Annotated in this window: 17 protein-coding genes; 6 read left to right on the forward strand and 11 right to left on the reverse strand. The window is 72.7% G+C overall.

Annotated features, from left to right (window positions below):
- Positions 1–4: 4 nt before the first annotated feature.
- The 4 genes from DQE82_RS03310 to DQE82_RS03325 are packed head-to-tail and all read right to left on the reverse strand — an operon-like array spanning position 5 to position 5,448.
- Positions 5–448 (reverse strand): hypothetical protein, encoded by a 444-nt coding sequence (locus DQE82_RS03310; protein WP_069087454.1) that lies wholly within the window; start codon positions 446–448, stop codon positions 5–7.
- Positions 445–4,650, reverse strand: coding sequence for a toxin glutamine deamidase domain-containing protein (locus DQE82_RS03315; RefSeq protein ID WP_233514580.1), 4,206 nt, complete (start codon positions 4,648–4,650; stop codon positions 445–447). The genes DQE82_RS03310 and DQE82_RS03315 overlap by 4 nt, the downstream gene beginning before the upstream one ends.
- Before the next feature lie 24 nt (positions 4,651–4,674).
- Positions 4,675–5,031: a hypothetical protein gene (locus DQE82_RS03320; protein WP_113971977.1), complete on the reverse strand. Its 357-nt coding sequence runs from the start codon at positions 5,029–5,031 to the stop codon at positions 4,675–4,677.
- A gap of 3 nt (positions 5,032–5,034) precedes the next feature.
- Positions 5,035–5,448: a YbaB/EbfC family nucleoid-associated protein gene (locus tag DQE82_RS03325; RefSeq protein WP_043326418.1), complete on the reverse strand. Its 414-nt coding sequence runs from the start codon at positions 5,446–5,448 to the stop codon at positions 5,035–5,037.
- A 78-nt stretch (positions 5,449–5,526) separates the two neighbouring features.
- Between DQE82_RS03325 and DQE82_RS03330 the strand changes: the two genes are divergently transcribed.
- Entirely contained in the window at positions 5,527–6,762 is a 1,236-nt protein-coding gene (locus DQE82_RS03330) for an SUKH-3 domain-containing protein (protein WP_113971978.1), read from the forward strand.
- 10 nt (positions 6,763–6,772) lie between these two features.
- Here DQE82_RS03330 and DQE82_RS03335 read toward each other — a convergent pair whose 3' ends face one another.
- Positions 6,773–8,212 (reverse strand): aldehyde dehydrogenase family protein, encoded by a 1,440-nt coding sequence (locus DQE82_RS03335; protein WP_113971979.1) that lies wholly within the window; start codon positions 8,210–8,212, stop codon positions 6,773–6,775.
- Positions 8,213–8,354: 142 nt separating this feature from the next.
- On the opposite strand from DQE82_RS03335, the gene DQE82_RS03340 reads away from it, so the two are divergent.
- Positions 8,355–9,791: a gamma-aminobutyraldehyde dehydrogenase gene (locus tag DQE82_RS03340; RefSeq protein ID WP_043326424.1), complete on the forward strand. Its 1,437-nt coding sequence runs from the start codon at positions 8,355–8,357 to the stop codon at positions 9,789–9,791.
- A 5-nt stretch (positions 9,792–9,796) separates the two neighbouring features.
- Positions 9,797–11,068, forward strand: a complete 1,272-nt coding sequence (gene gabT / locus DQE82_RS03345; RefSeq protein WP_113971980.1) for a 4-aminobutyrate--2-oxoglutarate transaminase — start codon at positions 9,797–9,799, stop codon at positions 11,066–11,068.
- Between the two features lie 66 nt (positions 11,069–11,134).
- On the opposite strand, the gene DQE82_RS03350 is transcribed toward gabT, so the two are convergent.
- The 6 genes from DQE82_RS03350 to DQE82_RS03375 form a co-directional block, all read right to left on the reverse strand.
- On the reverse strand, positions 11,135–11,794 hold the full coding sequence (locus tag DQE82_RS03350) for a hypothetical protein (RefSeq protein ID WP_113971981.1): 660 nt from the start codon (positions 11,792–11,794) through the stop codon (positions 11,135–11,137).
- Positions 11,795–11,869: 75 nt separating this feature from the next.
- Entirely contained in the window at positions 11,870–12,505 is a 636-nt protein-coding gene (locus DQE82_RS03355; RefSeq protein ID WP_113971982.1) for a M15 family metallopeptidase, read from the reverse strand.
- Entirely contained in the window at positions 12,502–13,635 is a 1,134-nt protein-coding gene (locus DQE82_RS03360; protein ID WP_113971983.1) for a D-alanine--D-alanine ligase family protein, read from the reverse strand. Before DQE82_RS03360 ends, DQE82_RS03355 begins: the two co-directional genes overlap by 4 nt.
- The gene (locus DQE82_RS03365) at positions 13,632–15,734 is read right to left on the reverse strand and encodes a pyridoxal-phosphate dependent enzyme (protein ID WP_113971984.1); all 2,103 of its coding nucleotides are present in this window, start codon (positions 15,732–15,734) and stop codon (positions 13,632–13,634) included. The genes DQE82_RS03360 and DQE82_RS03365 overlap by 4 nt, the downstream gene beginning before the upstream one ends.
- A gap of 116 nt (positions 15,735–15,850) precedes the next feature.
- Entirely contained in the window at positions 15,851–16,903 is a 1,053-nt protein-coding gene (locus DQE82_RS03370) for a HAMP domain-containing sensor histidine kinase (protein WP_113971985.1), read from the reverse strand.
- Entirely contained in the window at positions 16,900–17,565 is a 666-nt protein-coding gene (locus DQE82_RS03375; protein WP_043326436.1) for a response regulator transcription factor, read from the reverse strand. Before DQE82_RS03375 ends, DQE82_RS03370 begins: the two co-directional genes overlap by 4 nt.
- Positions 17,566–17,800: 235 nt before the next feature.
- Here DQE82_RS03375 and DQE82_RS03380 point away from each other — a divergent pair, with 235 nt between their 5' ends.
- The 3 genes from DQE82_RS03380 to DQE82_RS03390 are packed head-to-tail and all read left to right on the forward strand — an operon-like array spanning position 17,801 to position 20,977.
- Entirely contained in the window at positions 17,801–19,084 is a 1,284-nt protein-coding gene (locus tag DQE82_RS03380) for a hypothetical protein (protein WP_064447716.1), read from the forward strand.
- A 40-nt stretch (positions 19,085–19,124) separates the two neighbouring features.
- Positions 19,125–20,630, forward strand: coding sequence for an aldehyde dehydrogenase (gene adh / locus DQE82_RS03385; RefSeq protein ID WP_043326441.1), 1,506 nt, complete (start codon positions 19,125–19,127; stop codon positions 20,628–20,630).
- The gene (locus DQE82_RS03390; RefSeq protein WP_113971986.1) at positions 20,630–20,977 is read left to right on the forward strand and encodes a DUF779 domain-containing protein; all 348 of its coding nucleotides are present in this window, start codon (positions 20,630–20,632) and stop codon (positions 20,975–20,977) included. The genes adh and DQE82_RS03390 overlap by 1 nt, the downstream gene beginning before the upstream one ends.
- Positions 20,978–20,998: the final 21 nt, after the last annotated feature.

Genomic DNA, 20,998 nt, shown 5'->3' on the forward strand with positions numbered 1-20,998 from the left:
CGTGTCAGGAGGGGGTGGCGGCGATGGTGGGGTCGGCGGCGGGGTCACCGGCCTGCTGGAGCTGCTCCTCGAACATCACAAAGGTCCGCCGCCTGACTCCCCTGATCAGCGCCTGCTCCTGCGGCGTCGGATATCGGCGTTCCACCTGGAGCGTGTCCTCAATAGCCCGGACGGTTTCGTAGAGGGCAAAGATCGGCCCGTCGCCACGAAGGTAGAGGCTCCTCTCAAGCTCCGTGAGCTGCACGAACTCTTCAGGCGAAATCTCATAGACCTCGTCACCGCCCACGAACAGCACCTTGTTGATGAGGTTGTTGGCCTCACGCCAACCCCCGGTGTCCTTCGACAGCCTCCAGCCAGCCATGCCACCGTCAGCGGTGGCGACCAACTTCACCGGGGAGTCGTAGTAGTTGAAGAACTTGGGGAGCGTCAAACCCTCTGCCGGCCTCACTGCGGCGGCACCTCTCCGATGTCCTCCCGCACCTTGCTCCAGTAAGTGCCTTGCGCTCGCCGGAGGAGTCCGTCGAGGATGGCGCGTTCTGTGTGTGTCAACGACCTGCCTTCACTCTCTGAGACCGCTTCCAGGTCGCGTCGGACTTCGTACAGCGCATGTTCCCATTCCGCGACCCCCTCGATCGCCGCGAGCTGCAGTCGCAGTTCCGCCATGTGGCCGTTCGACATTCGAAGGTTGAGCAAGATATCCCGGTAACCGCTGTCCTGCGGATCGAGGAACCGGTCCTTGACATGCAGGATCACTACCTTCGGGTCGGCTGCCAGTCGTCCGAGCGCATGGTAAACAGCGTCAAGAGTGTCGAATTGCACCTTTGCGCCCGCCAAATCCTTGAGCTTTGACGCGTCGTTCTCGTACTCGACCAACTTGTCGAGTACGCGTTCGCGATTCTTGGGCTCCTTCCTCCAACCAGGCCTGCCTTGATCAGCGGCCAGCACAACAGCAAGCGTGTTCAGCTCCTGTTGGGCTACCGCCGCATCCGCGTACAGCCGGTCCACGTAAGCGAGCCGATACACCTCGTCATTTCGGCGGGCCCTATCGAATCCGAGCTGCAACCGCCGTTGGCCGCGCCTCGCGACCCGCTCGCCGAGTTCCCGCTGCTCTTCGCTGACAGGCGTCGGGTGGGGTTTCAGCGGCTCTGGCGCGATCACCGCCTCGGCCCCGCGGACGGCTATGTCGTTCATGACCTCACTGAGTACGTCGATGGCCTGCTGGTAGCTGGCCAGGTGATGCAGGGTCAGCGGCCGCGCGGTCAGCGAGTTCGCGAGTTCCGGTGTCGCCAGGATCATCCGGACCAGGTCGGGCCGCTCGGCGAGCTGCTGTACCAGCGTCTCGGCCAGCAACTCCTCCCGTCGCGGCGGCGCCTCCCAGCTCTGGTCGAGCATCCGTTGCACGCGCGGGTCGGCGAACAACCGGCCGAGGTCGGCCGCTGCGGCATCGTCCAGCCCGGGTGCGAGCCGCCGCAGCGTCGGCGCGTCGGCGGCCTGCGCCAGCTCCACGGGTGTCACCCCGGCGGCGAAGGCCGCGTCAAGGCTTCCGCTCTCGGCGAGCACGTCGCGTACGTAGAGCCCGCCGGCGATCCGGTCGGCGTGCGCCTGCCGGTGTTCCTCGCGTACCCGGTCGGGTTGCGGCTCGACGGGCGGCGCGCTGCCCGGCGGGGGTGCGTCCGCCCGGGTGTGGAAAGTGGTGGACTCGCCGAGCAGGTGGACGTGATTGAAGTCCGGCGCGTTCCCGTCGTCGGCCGGCGGCGGCTCGGACAGGCGTGGCGGCGCCGGGCGGGGTAAGGGCTCGGGCAGGACGTTGAACGTGCCGGGCGGGCGGCCGGTGAGCGGCATAGGCCGTCCGTCAGGGCCGAGCACCAGCGCGTCGACGCCGACCACGTTGCCCTCGAACGGGCGACCGCTGTGGTGGTAGAGCGGCCGGTCGGCGACGGCGCCCGACTGCGGGTCGAGGAAGAGGACCGTGCCGTTCTGGTTCAACGCCACCCAGGCGTGCGATCCGCCACCCTCGAAGCTGGTGATGAGGAAGGCGTAGCTGCCGTGGCCGCCCGACGCCAACTGCGCGTAGAGGTCGCGGTAGCCGCGATCCACCAGCCACTGGCGCTGCGGGCCGGTGATGCCGGGCCGGTCGACCGGGCACAGGTTCTGGAACCGGCCGCCAGTGGTCTGCTCGACCCGCAGCGGTCCGTCCGCCTCGCCGCCCACCGGGCGGAGCACGTCACCGCCGAGGTAGCCGTCGAACGTACGCGGAGCGGCGACCCGCGGCCGTCCGTGGACCCATGTCTCAAACAGCGACAGGGTGCAGTCGAGGCAGTTGATGCCCCGGGTCGCGTCCGCCGCCGGTCCGCCGTCGTTCGCCAGGCGGAACCATCCGCCACGCCGGGGATCGGCGGTACGCGCGACGCTGCCGTCCGGGTTGCGGGGCATCTGCCGTTCCAGGTCGGTCTGATGCAGCGCGAGCGGTGGCCGGAGCCCTCCCCGGCGGCCGTAGGGCCGGGACCTGTCGATCGGTTCGGGGTGGCCGTGGCCGGTGAGCGCGGAATGGTCGGCCGTCTCGACCGCGCCGACGGCCAGGTCCGCCACGTCGTCGTTGATCCGGTAGAAGTCGAGGTCGTCCTCGACCATCACCTGCTCCGGCACGAGTCGCCCGGCGAGGACCTGCCGAGCCTCCTCGCGCAGGTCGGCCGCCTCGAGATCCGCCTCGTGCGCTTCGCGGTGCCATCGTTGCGCCGCCAGCGTCCGCCCGGTGCGACGCAGTTCCATCGCCTGCGCGGCCCAGTCGCTGGCCCTTTCCTCGTGATAGGCGGCACGCTCGTGCAGCCAGTCGGCCCTGGTCTGACGTCGGCGATCCTCGAACCACGTCCGCTGGGCCTGCAGGTAACCGTGGTAGCGGCGCCGGTCGAACGACTCCCGGTCGGCCGCGAGGCGCGCGGCGCGCTCCTGGATGGTCCGTAGGTCGGGAGGCGGCGGGTCGACCGGGCCGGGGTTGGATGGCGGCGGATCGATGGCGGGCCGAGGCGGCGCCAGGGACTCCAGCAGCGGAAAGCGCGGGTTCGGCGTCGGGCGGGGGTCCGGCCCGAGCGGCCCCTGGGGTGAGGCGGACTGCGGCTGTGGCGGCGGGGCGCTCAACGGTGCGGGGTGCCCGACGTCGGGGGCAGTCCGGTCCGACAGTGGTGGCGCCGCCGACTGCGGGTGCTCCCCGATCGATGGGGACAGCGTGGCCGGTCCCGCTGCCGCCTGGACCGGAGTCGATGGCGGCGGGGAGTTGCTGCCGGGCATCAGGGGCGGGTAACCCGTGCCGGTTCGCGGGTCGACCTGCTCGGCAGGGGACGCGATGGGCACATCCGTGATCACCGAGGACAACGTGGGGCTGGAAGCGACCGATAGCCGCGTCACGTCCGGTGGGGTGGCACCGGCCACCGGCGGCGTCGCCGTCTCCGGCGCCGGACGCGGCGGGTCAACCGCCAGCGGGTGAGCGGCGGCAGCGTGCGGTGGGACGGGTGCGGGTGTCGGGGAGACCTGGCCCGCCACCGCTTCGCCGCCCTGGACGAGCGGCTCGGCGACCCGCTGGGCCGGGATGAGCCCGACGGGGTCGCCGACGGGTGGCACGTCCAGCCCGACCGGCGGAACGGTCAGCCCGCTCAACTGCCCGTCGAGGCGGCGTTGCAGCGCGGAGTCGGTCTGGCCGGTGGCGGAGCCGGTCGCGCCGGACGCCGCGGCGCGCGCGAGATCCTCCAGCGACGGGCCGTGACCGGTGGCCAATCCGGCCGCGGTCTCGGCCAGGGTCTCCCCGGCCATCTCCCGGCCGAACCGCTCGCCGATCTCGGCGAACCGCCCGCTCGCATGACGGCCCAGACCCGCGAGCGGAGCGACCGCCCCACCGGCGAAGCCGCCGAGAGCCGACGTGCTCACGTCGGTCAGGTCCAAGCCGTCACGTCGGCCCGTGGTGTTCTGATACGCCTGCGTCGCGAGGTTGGTACCCGCTTCCTGACCGGCCTCCACCAGGCCGCCGAGCGCCGCCCGTCGGGCCAGTCCACGGGCACCGGCCTTCGCCGCCTCCTTCGCGGCCCGCTCACCCGCCTCCTTGAGCCCCTGCTTGACCGCCTTGCGGGCGAGCTGGGCCACCAGGCGCTTGAAGATCTGCTGGACGACGACCCTCGTCGCGGTGATCGCGGCGGCGGCCGCCGGGGAGGCGGCGCCCAGGGTGAGCACGGCGGCCACCGCCAGGGCCAGCAGTTCCACCACCAGGATGCCCAGCTCGATCCAGGCTTCGAGCTTCGCGCCCTCGATGTCGCAGCCGCAGGAGTCGACCAGCCGGCCCAACTCGTCGGTGGCCGCCACGAGGACGTGCAGCGGCGCATCCTCACCTTCGGCGAGCTTGTGCCAGGCCCTGTCGAACGCGCCGGCGACCAGGCCGACGCCGCCGTATCCGCTCTTCACCTCACCGGCGGCGGCGGTGGCGTCGTCGCGCGGACCGGTCAGGACGCCCGCGACGCCGTACCACTGGTCGGCCAGGTCCCAGACGGAGCGCTCGTTGCCCTCCGGCCACTCGACGCCCACGACCCAGTCGAGCGCTTCGTAGATCCAGCCGGGCACGTCCCACGGGCAGAAGTCGAGCGGGTGCGGGATCGGGCTGGGCAGCATGCTCACGCGCGGATCCTCCGGTGGTCAGCGCCAGGGCCGACGCGGGTTGTGGCCCTGCTGGGGGATCTTTCCGAGGTCACGGGCGTTGCTCAGGTCCGTCTCCACGGTGGCCGCGACCGAGCGGACGACGTCCGACCCGAGGACCTCCAGCGACCGGCCGAGTTGTTCCCACGCCCGCAGCAGCGTCTCGGCGTAGCCCTGGTAGTGCTTGTCGAAGGCGGCGCCGATGTCGTCGCGGCCCCAGGGTCGCTGGTCGCTCGCGGCCGCGATCGGGTCGCCAGTCTCCCGCCGGGCCGCGCTCATCGCCTTACCGGACAGGGTCAGGTCGGCGCCGCCGCGCCGGGCCCGGTCCGGGTCCAGCCAGATCTCTCCCCCGGCCACCTGTCACTCGCCGCGTGCCAGCACGGCGTCGGCCCGGCCGAGCAGCGCGCCGAAGTCATTGGTACGCAGGAACTCGACCGACGGTGAACCCGGGGGCAGATAGCCGGAGACCAGCTCACGGGTGGCGGTGACAGCGGCCGTGGAGGCGCGCAGCACGGTCTCGGTGATCTTCCGGCTCAGCCCTCCGGCATCCCGGTCCCGGAAGACGGCAGGGCTCACCTCGACGCTGATCAGCTCGCCTCGCGCGCCGACCACAGCGGTCACCTGACCGTCGTCGGAGCGTTCGGTGACCCGCAGCTCGGCCAGTTTGACCTGAAGTTCGTCCAGACCGGACCGCAACCGCTGGTACTGGCCGTACACCTCGTCGAATCGCGCGCGTAGTGCACGGTTCGCATCCCGGTCCGCACTCTCGGCCACCGCCGCACCCCTTCCGTCACCGTGGGTAGGCCCGACCATACCGGGTGCCACGAAATCCGTGGGGTCCGGTAATTTCAAGTGGTGATCGAGCGACAGCAGGCCGAGCAGATCGCCTCGGTATGGGCCCGGCGGGACTCCGACCGCCTCGGTTTTCCCTGCACGCCGGTGGTCGAGGAGTTCGACCTGGGCTACGTGGTGTTGTCCACTGTGTCCGCCGATGCCCGGGCGCTGCCCGGCGACCTGCCGACCACAGTCATCGACAAGGAGACCGGCGAGGTCTCCACCTGGCCGCGGATTCCGGCGCCGGCGGTCGAGGCGATGTACCGGCAGCAGCGGCCCGATGAACCCCGTGCGCCGCGCGCCGTCGACCCGGCCGCCCAACTGCTGCGCGAGTTGACCCGGCTGCCCACGCCGGGCGCGGCGGCGCACCTCACGCTCGACGGCCGCCGGCACGTCGCGCAGGGTGCCAAAGGAGATGTCGAGGTCCGGCACCATCCGCTGGTGCAGTCCTACCTGGACGATCTGACCCCGGGCCATCTGGTGCGGGGCGGCGAGCGGCACGCCGAGATGATCGTGGTCTCCGACGCGCTGTACGAGCACGACCACCGCCGGGCCGCCGAGGGTCTGCCGCCACTGACCATCGAGGACGCCCGCGACCTGCTCGGCACCAGCCGGATCGAGAGCTTCCGGGTGCGCGAGCCCGGTGACCCGGCGGGCGGTCCGGCCGACCTCCGCTGCGAGTCGTGCATCAGATTCCTCGTGCACGTCAACGTGCTTCCCTGGCCGGAACTGGCCTACGCCGAGGAATGGCAGTCCGAGCCACAGACACCCCCCGAGCCCGGCCGGTTTCCCACCGAGGTCGCGAACGCGCTGGTGATCGCCGGTTGGCGCCCGCACTTCGGCGACGAGGTCTCCGCCGCCACCTCGGTCCGTAAGGTCACCGAGGTCAGCGGCACCAAGCACACCCATGCCTCCTTCCCCGCCGCGCTGGCGACACTCACCGCCTTTCCCGGCCTGGTGACCGCGCGCCAGGGTCCGGGCGAAGCGGTGTGGATCTCGCGCTTCGAGATACGACCGCGAAAGGTGGCGCACAGCGCCGACTCTCTCGCCGACTTCGGCGCGGTCATCGGCGCGCGCCTCTTCCCGCTCGGCAGCGAACGTCAGGAGAGCATCCTCGCCGTCGACGAGCACGGCCGGATCTTCGCCCTCGACCAGGCCGGCGAGTGGTTCCTCGGCGCCGACATCGACGCCGCCCTCACCACCCTGCTGCTCGGCCGTGCCCCCGCCCGGGTCCGCGACGACGGCACGTGGTGAGGCCGAGCGATCAGAGAGGCACGCCCGTCAGCACCATCACCCGCGGCTCGGTGTAGTCGTCCATGGCGCTGCGCAGCCCTTCCCGCCCGACGCCGGAGCCCTTCATCCCGCCGTACGGCATCTGGTCGGCCCGGTACGACGGCACGTCCCCGACGATCACACCGCCCACTTCGAGCGTGCGGGCGGCGTCGAACGCCACGTCGAGCCGGTGGGTGAAGACGCCGGCCTGCAGGCCGTACGCGGAGTCGTTGACGGCGGCGAACGCGGCCCGGTCGTCCGCGACCGGGGCGACCACGAGCACCGGCCCGAACACCTCCTCGGCGCACACCTTCGCGTCGGCCGGTACGCCGCTGAGCACTGTGGGCGGATAGGTCGCGCCGTCGCGCCGCCCGCCGACCTCGACGACGGCGCCGGCGGTGACCGCCTCGTCCACCCAGGTCTCGACGCGCTGCGCCGCCTCGACCGACACCAGCGGGCCGACGTCGGTCAGCTCGGCGCGCGGGTCGCCGGTTCGCAGCGCCTGTACCGCCGCGACGAGCCGGGGCAGGAAGCCGTCGTATAGCCGTTCGTGCACGTAGACGCGCTGCACCGCGATGCAGGACTGCCCGGCCTGGTAGTTGGAGAACGTGGCGATGCGCTGTGCGGCGAACGTCAGGTCGTCGTCCGCCGACCAGTCCGCGCAGATGACCGCTGCGGCGTTGCCACCGAGTTCCAGCGTGACGTGCTTGTCCGGGGCGGCCCGGCGGATGGCCGCGCCGACCGGCCCGGAGCCGGTGAACGACACGACCGGCAGGCGCGGGTCGGCGACCAGTTCGGCGGCGCGCTCGTTCGGTAGCGGCAGCACCGAGAACATGCCCTCGGGCAGGTCGGTCTCGGCCAGGATCTCGCCGAGCAGCAGCGCGGTGAGCGGGGTGGCCGGGGCCGGCTTGACCACGATCGGCGTACCGACGGCGAGCGCCGGGGCGACCTTGTGGGCGACCAGGTTGAGCGGGAAATTGAACGGCGTGATGCCGAGCACCGGCCCGCGCGGCACCCGCCGGACCAGGGCGATCCGGCCGGTGGCGGCGGGGTCGGTGTCGAGTCGTTGCAGGTCGCCGGAGAAGCGCCGGGCCTCCTCGGCGGCCCAGCGGAACGTGGAGATCGCGCGTCCCACCTCGGCCTTGGCCCATTTGACCGGCTTGCCGTTCTCGGCGGTGATCAGCGCGGCGACCTCGTCGGCCCGCTCGGCGAGCCGGCGGGAGACGTGGTCGAGGGCGGCCGCGCGGGCGTGCGCGGGCAGGGCCGCGGCCTCCGCTGCTACCCGGGCGGCCCCCGCGACTGCGGCTTCGACCTGGTCGGCCGTGGCGAGCGTGGTACGCCCCACCGGCTGCCCGTCGTACGGGTGGGTGACTGTCAGTTCGTCCTCGCCGTGGACGGGGCGACCGGCGACGTAGAAGGCTCTCGGCTCCACGACCGGCAGCCTAGACCACAGGTGCCCACGCGGAAACAGTTGCTCAAACCCTTGTCTGCCTCGGATTTAGTAGCCAAGATGGCAGTCAGATTGCGATAACCTCCGCTGACCCTCTCCCCGGCCACCTTCTCGGAGACTTCTGATGAGCGACCAGCAGCAGCTGCGCAACTTCGTCAACGGCGAGTACGTCGACCCGGTGGACGGCGGCTACGCCGACCTGATCGACCCGTGCACCGGCGAGGTCTTCGCCCAGGCCCCGGTCTCCGGCGCGGCGGACGTGGACGCGGCGATGAAGGCCGCGTCCGCCGCGTTCGAGACCTGGCGCGACACCACCCCGGCCGAGCGGCAGCGGGCGCTGCTGAAGTTCGCCGACGCGGTGGAGGCGCGGGCCGCCGAGCTGGTCGACGCCGAGGTCCGCAACACCGGCAAGCCCCGGCAGCTCACCACCGAGGAGGAGTTGCCGCCGGCGGTGGACGAGCTGCGCTTCTTCGCCGGCGCCGCGCGTCTGCTGGAGGGCCGCTCGGCCGGTGAGTACATGGCCGGGCACACCTCGTACGTGCGGCGCGAGCCGATCGGCGTCTGCGCCCAGGTGACGCCGTGGAACTACCCGCTGATGATGGCGGTCTGGAAGATCGCCCCGGCCCTCGCCGCCGGGAACGCGGTGGTGCTGAAGCCGTCGGACACCACGCCGGTGTCGACGCTGCTGCTGGCCGAGATCGCCGCCGAGCACCTGCCCCCGGGTGTGTTCAACGTGGTCTGCGGCGACCGCGACACCGGCCGTACGCTGGTCTCCCACCCGACCCCGCAGCTCGTGTCGATCACCGGCTCGACCCGCGCGGGCATGGAGGTCGCCGCCGCGGCGGCGCCGGACCTGAAGCGGACGCACCTGGAGCTGGGCGGCAAGGCCCCGGTGGTGATCTTCGACGACGCCGACGTGGCGGCGGCGGCCGAGGCGATCGCGATGGGCGGCTACTTCAACGCCGGTCAGGACTGCACGGCGGCCACCCGGGTGCTGACCGGGCCGGGCATCCACGAGGACTTCGTGGCCGCGCTGACCGAGCAGGCCCGCAACACCCGTACCGGCGCGCCGGACGACGCCGACGTGCTCTACGGCCCGCTGAACAACGCCAACCAGCTCGCCCGGGTGAGCGGGTTCGTGGACCGCCTGCCGGACCACGCGAACGTCACCACCGGCGGGTCGCGGGTCGGCGAGCGCGGCTTCTTCTACGCCCCGACCGTGGTCTCCGGCGTACGCCAGGCCGACGAGATCATCCAGGACGAGGTGTTCGGGCCGGTCATCACCGTGCAGCGTTTCTCCGACGAGGACGAGGCGGTGCGCTGGGCCAACGGCGTGGACTACGGCCTGTCCGCCTCGGTGTGGACGCGCGACCACGGCCGGGCCATGCGGATGACGCGGCGGCTGGACTTCGGCTGCGTCTGGGTGAACACGCACATCCCGTTCGTCTCGGAGATGCCGCACGGCGGCTTCAAGCACTCCGGCCACGGCAAGGACCTGTCGGTCTACAGCCTGGAGGACTACACCCGGGTCAAGCACGTCATGCACAACATCGAGGGCTGATCGCGATGGCCACCAGCGAGGAGCTGCACAAGCGCCGGGTCGAGGCGGTGGCGCGGGGCGTCGGCAGCACCATTCCCGCGTACGTGGACCGGGCGGGCGGCGGCACGATCACCGACGTGGACGGGCGGGAGTGGATCGACTTCGCCGCCGGCATCGCCGTCACCAACGTGGGCAACTCCGCGCCGCGTGTGGTCGAGGCGGTACGCGCGCAGGTCGAGCGGTTCACCCACACCTGCTTCATGGTCGCGCCGTACGAGTCGTACGTGGCGGTCTGCGAGCAGCTCAACGCGCTGACACCGGGTGGTTTCGGGAAGCGCTCGGCGTTGTTCAACTCCGGCGCCGAGGCGGTGGAGAACGCGGTGAAGATCGCCCGGCACGCGACCGGGCGGCCGGCGGTGGTGGTGTTCGACCACGCGTACCACGGCCGGACCAACCTGACCATGGCGCTGACCGCGAAGAACATGCCGTACAAGCACCGGTTCGGGCCGTTCGCCGGTGAGGTCTACCGGGTGCCGATGTCGTACCCGCTGCGCGACGGCGGGCTGGACGGCGCCATCGCGGCGGCCCGGTCGATCGAGATGATCGAGAAGCAGGTGGGCGCGGAGAACGTGGCCGCGCTGCTGATCGAGCCGATCCAGGGCGAGGGCGGTTTCGTCGTACCCGCTGAGGGTTTCCTGCCGGCGCTGCGCGAGTGGGCGACGGCGGCCGGGGTGGTGTTCGTCGCCGACGAGATCCAGACCGGTTTCTGCCGCACCGGCGACTGGTTCGCCTGCGAGCATGAGGGCGTCGAGCCGGACCTGATCACGCTGGCCAAGGGCATCGCGGGCGGGCTGCCGCTGGCGGCGGTGACCGGCCGGGCGGAGCTGATGGACGCGGTGCACGTCGGCGGTCTGGGCGGCACGTACGGCGGCAACCCGATCGCCTGCGCCGCCGCGCTCGCGTCGATCGAGACGATGCGGGAGCTGGACCTGGCCGCCGCCGCGCGCCGGATCGGCGCGGTGATGGGTGAGCGGCTGCGCGCGATCGCCGCCGGTGACCCGCGCGTGGCCGAGGTACGCGGCCGGGGCGCGATGCTCGCCGTGGAGATCGTCGTACCGGGCACGTCGACCCCCGACCCGGCCGCCACGGCGGCGATCTCGGCGGCCTGCCACGCGGCCGGGCTGCTCACGCTGACCTGCGGCACCTACGGCAACGTGCTGCGGTTCCTGCCGCCGCTGGTCATCTCCGACGACGAGCTGGGCCGAGGGCTGGACATCCTGGCGGCCGCCTTCGGCTGACCCCGGACGTGGAACACCATGGGCCGATCATCCCCAGGACCGGCCCATGGTGTCCCACCCCGGAATTCAGCGAATCAGCTCGACGGTGTTGCGCCGGACCAGGTTCTTGCCCGGTTCCCGGATGGCGTCCATGGCGGCGGTGTTGAGCAGCACGCAACTACCGGACGGCCCGGTGACAGTCACCGTCACCACCTTGTTGTTGTCGAGGTTCGTCACCCGCAGCCGGGTGCCGAGCGGGAACTGGCCGCTGGTGGCGGCCGGCGCCCCACCTTCGGCGAAGAACGTGAGCGCGCCGGAGCAGACGCTGCCGCCGATCGGCTGCGCGGCGCCGGGCCGGGTCTCGCCCGGCTGGGTGCCCGGGGCCGGAGCGGCGGCGCCGTCGAGGCGTTCCACCACGTTGCGGCGGATGACGTTCTTGCCCGGCTCGCGTACCAGGTCCATGGCGGCGGCGTTGAGCAGCACGCAGCTACCGGACGGCCCGGTGACCGTCACCGTGGCCACCTTGCGGTTGTCGAGGTTCGTCACCCGCAGGCGTGTGCCCACCGGGAACCTGTCGCTCGTCGCGGCCGGCGGGCCACTCTCGGCCGAGAAGGTCACCGACCCGGCGCAGGCCGACCGCCCGACCGGCGCGGTGTCCGCGAATCCCAGTCCGGTTCCCACCGAGACCGCCACCGTGGCGGTCACCGCCACGATTGCCGCCATCGCGTGCTTACGCTGCACCCTCACGTTCTCTCCCGTCGTCACTGTCGTTCCCCGCGTGGTACGGACGGGAGGGCCGGAACGTTCACCTGAGCCGACGGGCTACAACGGACCGTAACGGGTGTGCGGCGCCCCGGTCATCAGCGCCCAGTACCTGTCGCCGTAGGACCAGTGCCACCACTCCGTCGGGTAGTTCACCATCCCCGCGCCGCTCAACGCCGCCACCAGCACGTTCCGGTTGCGCCACGCGCTCACCGGGATGTGCCGGGCGGCGGTGAAGCAGGCGTCGGCGCTCTCCTCCGGGGTGGCGTCGAGCGCCGTGCCCATGTCCAACTCCACCCCGTCGGCGTCACACAACGTGAGGTCGACTGCTCCGCCGGTGCTGTGCGGGGCCACCTCGACCGGCGACACGAACTTGGTGGTCTCCCGGTGCAGCCGGTCCGCCGGCCAGTCCGGGTGCCGCCGCCGCAGCTCGTCCCGGTAGCCGGTGAAGATGTCGAGCTGCGCCCGGTACGGCCGGTAGCCCTCGACCACGAGCAGGCGCAGCCCGGCCGGCAGCGCGCGTTGCGCGGCCAGCAGGCGGTCCGCGACACCGCACCGCACCCGCGCGTACGCCCCGGCGGGGTCGGCGGCCCGCGCGTCCACCCGCAGCCCGGGCACCTCGCGCAGGTCAACCAGGGGTTCGCCGTCGTCCCGGCTGGACACGGCGGCGACGCGGGGGTCGGAGAGGAGGATCACGGCGTACCCCCGGGGTGCGCGGTGGACGGCCGGGCCGCGTGCCGGGTGAAGGCGAGCGCGACCAGCCGGTCCACCACCTCGGAATACGCGACGCCGGACTCGGCCCACACCTTCGGGTACATCGAGTGCGCGGTGAAGCCGGGCAGCGTGTTCAGCTCGTTGACGTAAAGGTCGCCGGTGCTCTCGTCGTAGAGGAAGTCGACCCGGGCCAGGCCCCAGCCGCCGATCGCGGTGAACGCCCGTACCGACAGCTCGCGGATCCGCTCGGTGACCTCGTCCGGCAGCGGGGCCGGGACGATCATCGGGTCGGCGTCGCCGAAGTACTTCTGCCGGTAGTCGAACCAGCCGCCCGCGACCCGGACCTCGCCGACCGCCGACGCCTCGGGCTGCCAGCCGCCGAGCACGCCGCACTCCAGTTCCCGGCCGGTCACGCCCTGCTCGACCAGCACCACGTGGTCGTGCCGGAACGCCTCCTCCACGGCCGCGACCAGGTCGTCGCCGCCTGCGACCCGGGAGATGCCGATCGAGGAGCCCATCCGGGCCGGCTTGACGAACAGCGGCCCGCGCAGCCCGACGACCAGCTTCTCCGGGTCCGCCGCGGCCCGCCAGGTCGGCTCGTCGAACCAGACGTACGGCGTCGTCGGGACGCCCTCGGCGCGCAGCGCCCGCTTCATCGCCACCTTGTCCATGCCGACGGCGGAGGCGAGGATGCCGCACCCGACGTACGGCACGCCGAGTGATTCCAGCAGCCCCTGCACCACGCCGTCCTCGCCGTACGGGCCGTGCAGCACCGGGAACACCACGTCCAGCTCGGCGTGCACGGTGGCCGGGGCGTCGGCGGCGGTGACCGCGACGGTGCCGGCGGCTGCCCCGCGTCGCAGCTCCACCGCCTCGCCGGTGACGGGCAGCCGGTCGTCGATCGCCCGTCCGGCCGCCACCGTGCCGAGATGCTGCGCGAGCACCGGCTCGGGCAGCAGCCGGAGCCCGCCGGTACGGGTGAGGCCGAGCGCCACCACCCGGTGCCCCTGCTCGGCCAGGGCGCGGGCCACGCCCAGCGCCGAGGCGCAGGAGACCTCATGTTCCGCCGACGGGCCTCCGAACAGGACACCGATCCGCACTGTCGACCTCATGCCGCAACTCCCACAGTCATCGGGTCGCCCGCCAGCCGGGCCACCAGGTCCGCTTCCACGTTTCCGCCGGTCAGCACCACGCCGACCGTCCGCCGCGTCCCGGCGCCCGAGCTGCCGGGACCGCTCACCTCGTCCAGCCGCAGCGCGCCGGCCAGCGCGGCCGCGCCGGACGGCTCGACCAGCACCTTCAGGTCCAGCAGGAGCAGCCGGAACGCCTCGACGATCGCGTCGTCGTCGACCCGGACCACGCCCCGCACACCGGTGCGGGCCACCGCGAACGGCAGGTCGCCGACGCACCCGGGGCGCAGCCCGTCGGCGAGGCTCGGCGCCGGGGCGACGGGTGTGGGCCGTCCGGCGGCCAGGCTGCGGGCCAGCGAGTCGCACCCGACCGGCTCCACGCCGTACACCTGGATCGGCGTTCCGGCCACGGCCAGGCAGGCACCGGCGATGCCGCCGCCCCCGCCCACCGGCACCACCAGCGCGTCCAGCGGTGTGCCGCGACGCGCCGCCTCCTCGATCAGCTCCAGGCTGGCGCTGCCCTGCCCGGCCACCACATCCGGGTGGTCGTACGCGTCGACCAGCGGGTGGCCCTCCACCTCGGCGATCCGCCGGGCGACGGCGAGGCGCTCCTCGACCGTGGTGCCGGCCCGGACCACCCGAGCCCCGGCGGCCCGCGCCCGGTCCACCTTGACCGGCGCGGCGTCCACCGGCAGCACGACGGTCGCGGCCAGCCCGTGCCGGCGCGCGGCCAGCGCCACCGCGACGGCGTGGTTGCCGGTGCTCTGCGCGACCACGCCGGTGTGCCCGGCGGCGGCGAGCCGGCCCACCGCCAGCATCGCGCCGCGCATCTTGTACGAGCCCCCGTCCTGCAGGTTCTCCGCCTTGAGCAGGATCCGGGCGCCGGCCAGGCGGTCGATCACCGGGCTGTGCAGCACCGGGGTACGCACCACCCGGCCGGACAGCGCGCGGGCGGCCTCCTCGACATGTGTGCGGTCCGGCAGCGCCGGCCCGTCGATTCGGGGCATGGTCTCTCCTTCGGGATTCGAGTGGACGCGGCGGCGCGGCAGGTCGAACAGCCAGCGCGCGCCGAGCACGGTGAGGCCGCGGTGCGCGGCGAGGCTGAGCGCCAGCACGAGCGCGGTGAGCAGGACCGGGTAGACGGTCACCAGCAGCGCCCGGCCGGGTCCGCCCAGACCGGCCACCGGCGCGGCGAGGAGCCGGTCGAGCAGCGCCAGCACCGGCATGTGGATCACGTAGACACCAAGCGTGCGGCGGCCCAGCCGGGCCAGCGCCGGACCGGCCAGGCGGTGCCGGGCCAGCCGGGCGGCGGCGGTCAGCCCGAACGCCACAGCGAGCACGGAGACGAACAGGTACGCGCCGGGCCAGCTCTGCGCGCCGGCCAGGCCCATGGCGGCCAGCCCGATCGCGTACGCCGCGCCGGTGCCGGCGAGCCGCCGGGTGCTCGCGCCGTCCGCCCACCGCGTGAGGTACGGCTTCAGGCGCACCCCGGCCAGGAAGAACACCAGGTTCTGGTAGACCTGCCCCCGGTTGCCGGGGCTGTCCAGCAGCCCGGTGGCCGCCACGGCGGACAGCGCGCCCGCGGCGGTCAGCAGCACCGCCGGGTGGACCCGGCGCAGCGCCTTGGCGAGCACGAAGTAGAGCGCCAGCGCGTACAGGTACCACAGGTTCGAGGGCGTCACGGTGAGCTGGGCCAGCAGCTCACCCGGGTCGGTGGCCCGGTCGGTCGGGAAGCCGGGCGCCAGCGCCAGCAGCGCGGTGTGGATCAGCAGCCAGATCGCGTACAGGTAGAGGTTCCGCGCGATCCGGGGCCGTCCGGACACCCGCCACGGGCGGGCCACCGCGTTCGCCGCGAAGATGCCGGAGATCGCGAAGAACAACGGCATCCGCAGCGGCAGCAACTGCTCGCCGAGCAGCCCCCACGCGCCCGGCACCGGCAGGCCGGCCCGCCAGTCGATGCGCAGGTAGTCCTTGACGACGACGTGCCACAGCACCACGAGCACGATGCAGGCGCCCTTCGCCACGTCGGCCCAGGCCACCCGGTCACCGGGTGGTGCGCTCCCCTCGGTACGCGTCGGCACTGCGGTCTCCTCTCCGGCCCTCTCCGGGGCAGGCGGCGGTGCCGCCGGTCCGGTCCTCGGGCAGGTGTCATCGCGGGATGCCGCGACGGCGGCTCCCGGAGTCGTATGTGGGGTGGTCAGCCCACGTGGGGCAGGTGGACGTCGACCCGCAGGCCGCCGTCGTCACCTGGGCGGGCAGCGATGATGCCGCCGTGCGCCTGGGTGATGGAGCGGGCGATGGCCAGGCCGAGCCCGGCGCCGCCGCCCTGGTTGGTCCGGTCCCGGGCGAGGCGCCGGAACGGTTCGAACAGCCCGTCGACCGCTTCGGCGGGCACGGCCTGCCCGCTGTTGGTGACGGTCAGCGCGGGGTCGCCGCCGACGGTGACGACGAGCCGGCCGCCCGCGCGGTTGTACTTGATGCCGTTCTCCACCAGGTTGGTGACCAGGCGTTCCAGCAACACCCGTTCCCCGGTCACGATCCGGGGCGACAGCCGGGGCTCCACCGTCACGCCGGCCTCGGCGGCCCGGTCGGCGTACGCGGCCAGCACGCCGCTGACGATCTGTTCGAGGCGTTGCGGGGTGGATGACCGCAGGCCCTGGTCGCTCTCGCTGAGCGCCAGCAGCCCTTCGATCAGCCGCTCGTTGCGTTCGTTCGTGGCGAGCAGTTGCGCGGTCAGCAGCTCCAGTTGCTCACCGGTGAGCGACTGCGCCATGCCGACCTCGATCAGCGTGCGTTGCACCGCGAGCGGCGTACGCAGCTCGTGGGAGGCGTTCGCGGCGAACCGCCGCTGCCCCTCGTACCCGGCGGTGACCCGGTCCAGCATCGCGTCGATCGCGCGGGCGAGCCCGGCCAGCTCGTCCCGGCCGCGATGCCGGATGCGGTAACCGAGGTTCTGCGGGCCCAGGTTCGCCATCGGGGCGGCCAGGTCGCGCACCGGACGCAGGCACCAGCGGGCCGCTCCCCACACCGCGAATCCGGCGGCCACCAGCACCAGCAGTTGGACCAGCAGCGGCAACAGCGGGACGAACGGGCGGCCCGGTTCGCACACCGCGCCGATGGTGGCCAGGCCGCAGAACCACTGGGCCTGCCCCCACACCAGTTCGAGCAGCGACTTGACCATGTTGGGCACGAAGAACCCGGCGAGCAGGGCGAGCAGCCCGACCAGCAGGATGCGGCGACGGGGGCTCATTCCGGCTCGCCGATCCGGTAGCCGGCCTTCGGCACGGTGTGGACGACCGACGGCTGGCCGAGCTTCTTGCGCAGGGTCATCACCGTCACCCGGACCGCGTTGGTGAACGGGTCGGCGAACTCGTCCCACGCCTGTTCCAGCAGCTCCTCGGCGCTGACCACCCGGCCGCCGGCCCGCATCAGCACGTGCAGGACGGCGAACTCCTTCGGGCTCAGCCCGAGCGGGCGGCCGTCCCGGGTAGCGGTGTGCCGGGCCACGTCGAGCACCACGCCGTGCCGTTCCAGCACCGGCGGCAGCGCCGGCGTGGACCGGCGGCCCAGCGCCTGGACCCGCGCCACCAGCTCGGCGAACGCGAACGGCTTGGTCAGGTAGTCGTCGGCGCCCAGCCCGAGGCCGGCGACCCGGTCCCGGATGCCGGCGGCTGCGGTCAGCAGCAGCACCCGGGTGCCGGCGTCGGACCCGGCCAGGCTCCGGCACACCTCGTCGCCGGTGGCGCCGGGCATGTCCCGGTCCAGCACCGCCACGTCGTACCGGTTGACCCCGATCCGTTCCAGCGCGCCGTCGCCGTCGTAGCAGACGTCGACAGCCATGGAGAACCGTCGCAGCCCCTCGGCGACCGTGTCCGCCAAGAGCCGCTCGTCGTCCGCCACCAGCACCCGCACCTTGCGCTCCCCGTGTCTTCCCTCGTCGTCCGGCACACCTTCGCAGGCCGGAGTTAAGGGTTCTGTAAGCGTCCGCAGCAGCCATCCTCCACGCGGGCCACGCTGCGACAACCGGCGTACGGCCGTCTGGGCCGTTCGTCCGGTCCGCGGGCGGCGCGAGCACCGCTGAAGTGACCCGGATCACGCATTGGCGCTCGGGCGTGAGGTGGGTCACGATGGGTGGAAGGAGGCGCTGGTGGCTGACCCGTGGCTCGCCCTGGAGTTCGGCGCGGATCCGGCGGAGCGGATCGCGCAGGTCGGTGCCGCCCACGAGGCGTTCCTCACCGCCGGCACCACATCCGGCCGGGTCCGGGAGGTGGTGGCCCGTTCCTGGGAGCGGTCCGCGCTGCTCGACCCGGAGGCCACCGCGCCGGTCGACCTCACCGACGACGCGCTGGAGACGTACCGCGCCGCGCACCCGCTCGCCCGGGTGATGCCGCTCTTCCGCGACCTGCTCGGCGGCATCGCGCAGGACGGCGCGCACCTGATGGCGGTCTGCGACGCCGCCGGGCGGCTGCTCTGGGTGGAGGGCCACCCTGGGGTGCTGCGGCACGCCGAGCGGATGAACTTCGTACCGGGCGCACGCTGGGACGAGGCGCACGCCGGCACGAACGCGCCCGGCACCGCCCTCGCCGTCGACCACGGCGTGCAGATCTTCGCCACCGAGCACTTCGTGCGGCCGGTGCAGCGCTGGACCTGCGCCGCCGCGCCGATCCACGACCCGGTCAGCGGCGCGCTGCTGGGCGCCGTCGACATCACCGGCGGGGACCACCTGGCCAACCCGCAGAGCCTGGCTCTGGTCCGGGCCACCGCCCGGGCCGCCGAGGCGTTCCTGGCCGGCGTCGCGCCCGCCGCGCCGGACGTCGCGTACGTGTCGGCGCTCGGCCGCGACGAGGCGGAGCTGCGCGTCGGCGGCCGGCGCATCCGGCTCGGTCGCCGGCACAGCGAGCTGCTGGTGCTGCTCGTCGACCATCCCGAGGGGCGCACCGGGGAACAGCTCGGCCTCGACCTCTACGGCGACGACAGGCGGCACCCGGTCACGCTGCGCGCCGAGCTGTCCCGGCTGCGCCGCGTGCTCGGCGAGGAACTGCTCGACTCCCGCCCGTACCGGCTGCGCCCGACCGTACGCGCCGACTTCCGTACCGTCACCGAACTGCTGGAACGTGGCGATCCGGCGGCGGCGCTGCGCGCGTACCGTGGGCCCCTGCTGCCCCTGTCGGACGCACCGGGAGTCGCGCGACTGCGCCGCCTGGTCGACGGCCAGTTGCGCGCCGCCGTGCTGGCCGGCGGCGACCCGGGGCTGCTCGCGGCCTGGACCGCGACGGCGGCCGGCGCCGACGACCTGGCCGCCTGGCAGGCCCTGGCGCGGGCGCTGCCGCCGGGCGCGCCCCGCCGGCCGCTCGCGCTCGCGCGGGCCCGCCAGCTCGCCGAGGAGTACGCGCTGCCGCGCGCAACGTTCCTGCAACGTCCTGGAAACTAGCCTGCCCGCCATCCACCCCAGACGGACGGCGGAGGTACCCATGACGCGCTACGACGCCCCCACCCACTGGCAGTCCCGCTACGACCACTACATCGGCGGCGAGTACGTGAAGCCGCACGGTGGCAAGTACTTCGAGAACCCGACCCCGGTGACCGGGCAGACCTTCTGCGAGGTGGCCCGGGGCACCGCCGAGGACGTGGAGAAGGCGCTGGACGCGGCACACGGCGCGGCCGACGCGTGGGGCCGCACGTCGGTCGCCGAACGCTCGCTGATCCTCAACCGGATCGCCGACCGCATGCAGGACAACCTGGAGTCCCTGGCGATCGCCGAGACGTGGGAGAACGGCAAGCCGGTACGCGAGACGCTCGCCGCCGACATCCCGCTCGCGATCGACCACTTCCGCTATTTCGCCGGGGCGATCCGGGCGCAGGAGGGCTCGCTCGGCGAACTCGACGACGACACCGTCGCCTACCACTTCCACGAGCCGCTCGGCGTGGTCGGGCAGATCATCCCGTGGAACTTCCCGATCCTCATGGCGGTGTGGAAGCTCGCCCCGGCGCTGGCCGCCGGCAACGCGGTGGTGCTCAAGCCGGCCGAGCAGACGCCCGCCTCGATCCACTACCTGCTCTCGCTGATCGGCGACCTGCTGCCGCCGGGCGTGATCAACGTGGTGAACGGCTTCGGCGTCGAGGCGGGCAAGCCGCTGGCGTCCTCGCCGCGGGTGGCGAAGGTGGCGTTCACCGGCGAGACCACCACCGGGCGGCTGATCATGCAGTACGCCAGCGAGAACATCAAGCCGGTCACGCTGGAACTCGGTGGCAAGAGCCCGAACATCTTCTTCGACGACGTCAGCGCCGCCTCCGACGACTTCCTGGACAAGGCTCTCGAAGGCTTCACCATGTTCGCCCTCAACCAGGGCGAGGTGTGCACCTGCCCGTCCCGGGCGCTCATCCAGCAGGGCCACTACTCCGACTTCCTCGCCGCCGCCGTCGAGCGGACGAAGGCGGTCAAGCAGGGGCACCCGCTGGACACCGACACGATGGTCGGCGCGCAGGCCTCCAACGACCAGCTGGAGAAGATCCTGTCCTACCTGGACATCGGGCGGCAGGAGGGCGCTCGCGTCCTGGCCGGCGGCGAGCGGGCCGACCTCGGCGGCGAGCTGTCCGGCGGCTACTACGTCCAGCCGACGATCTTCGAGGGCGACAACTCGATGCGGATCTTCCAGGAGGAGATCTTCGGCCCGGTGGTGTCGGTGACCTCCTTCGCCGACCTGGACGACGCCGTGAAGATCGCCAACGACACGCTGTACGGGCTCGGCGCGGGCGTGTGGACCCGGGACCTCAACACCGCGTACCGGGCCGGGCGCGCCATCCAGGCCGGCCGGGTCTGGACGAACTGCTACCACGCCTACCCGGCGCACGCGGCGTTCGGCGGCTACAAGCAGTCCGGCATCGGCCGGGAGAACCACAAGATGATGCTGGAGCACTACCAGCAGACCAAGAACCTCCTGGTCAGCTACTCGCCGAAGAAGCTCGGCTTCTTCTGATGCGCGACATCGTGACAGTGACCCCCGCGGCGGCCGACCTGATCCGGTCGCTGCGGGGGCAGCACGGCCCGCTGATGTTCCACCAGTCCGGCGGCTGCTGCGACGGCAGCGCCCCGATGTGCTACCCGGCCGGTGAGTTCCGCACCGGCGGCTCGGACGTGCTGCTCGCCTCGCTGACTGTCGACGGCGTACCCGAGCCGGTGGAGTTCTGGATGTCGAAAGCCCAGTGGGAGCTGTGGAAGCACACCCGGCTCACCGTCGACGTGGTGCCCGGCCGGGGCAGCGGCTTCTCCCTGGAGGCCCCGGAGGGCGTCCGGTTCCTCATCCGGTCCCACCTGAACCGCTGATCTGTCCGAGATCTTGCAGCT

Origin of the sequence: Micromonospora sp. LHW51205, assembly GCF_003315815.1 — a bacterium.
GTDB classification, from domain to species: Bacteria; Actinomycetota; Actinomycetes; order Mycobacteriales; family Micromonosporaceae; genus Micromonospora; species Micromonospora chalcea.

Excerpts from the sequence above, each read along its gene's own strand:
- DQE82_RS03315 (WP_233514580.1), bottom strand. The coding sequence starts at position 4,650 with ATGCTGCCCAGCCCGATCCCGCACCCGCTCGACTTCTGCCCGTGGGAC.
- DQE82_RS03370 (WP_113971985.1), bottom strand. The coding sequence starts at position 16,903 with ATGAGCCCCCGTCGCCGCATCCTGCTGGTCGGGCTGCTCGCCCTGCTC.
- DQE82_RS03360 (WP_113971983.1), bottom strand. The coding sequence starts at position 13,635 with ATGAGGTCGACAGTGCGGATCGGTGTCCTGTTCGGAGGCCCGTCGGCG.
- gabT (WP_113971980.1), top strand. The coding sequence starts at position 9,797 with ATGGCCACCAGCGAGGAGCTGCACAAGCGCCGGGTCGAGGCGGTGGCG.
- adh (WP_043326441.1), top strand. The coding sequence starts at position 19,125 with ATGACGCGCTACGACGCCCCCACCCACTGGCAGTCCCGCTACGACCAC.
- DQE82_RS03340 (WP_043326424.1), top strand. The coding sequence starts at position 8,355 with ATGAGCGACCAGCAGCAGCTGCGCAACTTCGTCAACGGCGAGTACGTC.
- DQE82_RS03390 (WP_113971986.1), top strand. The coding sequence starts at position 20,630 with ATGCGCGACATCGTGACAGTGACCCCCGCGGCGGCCGACCTGATCCGG.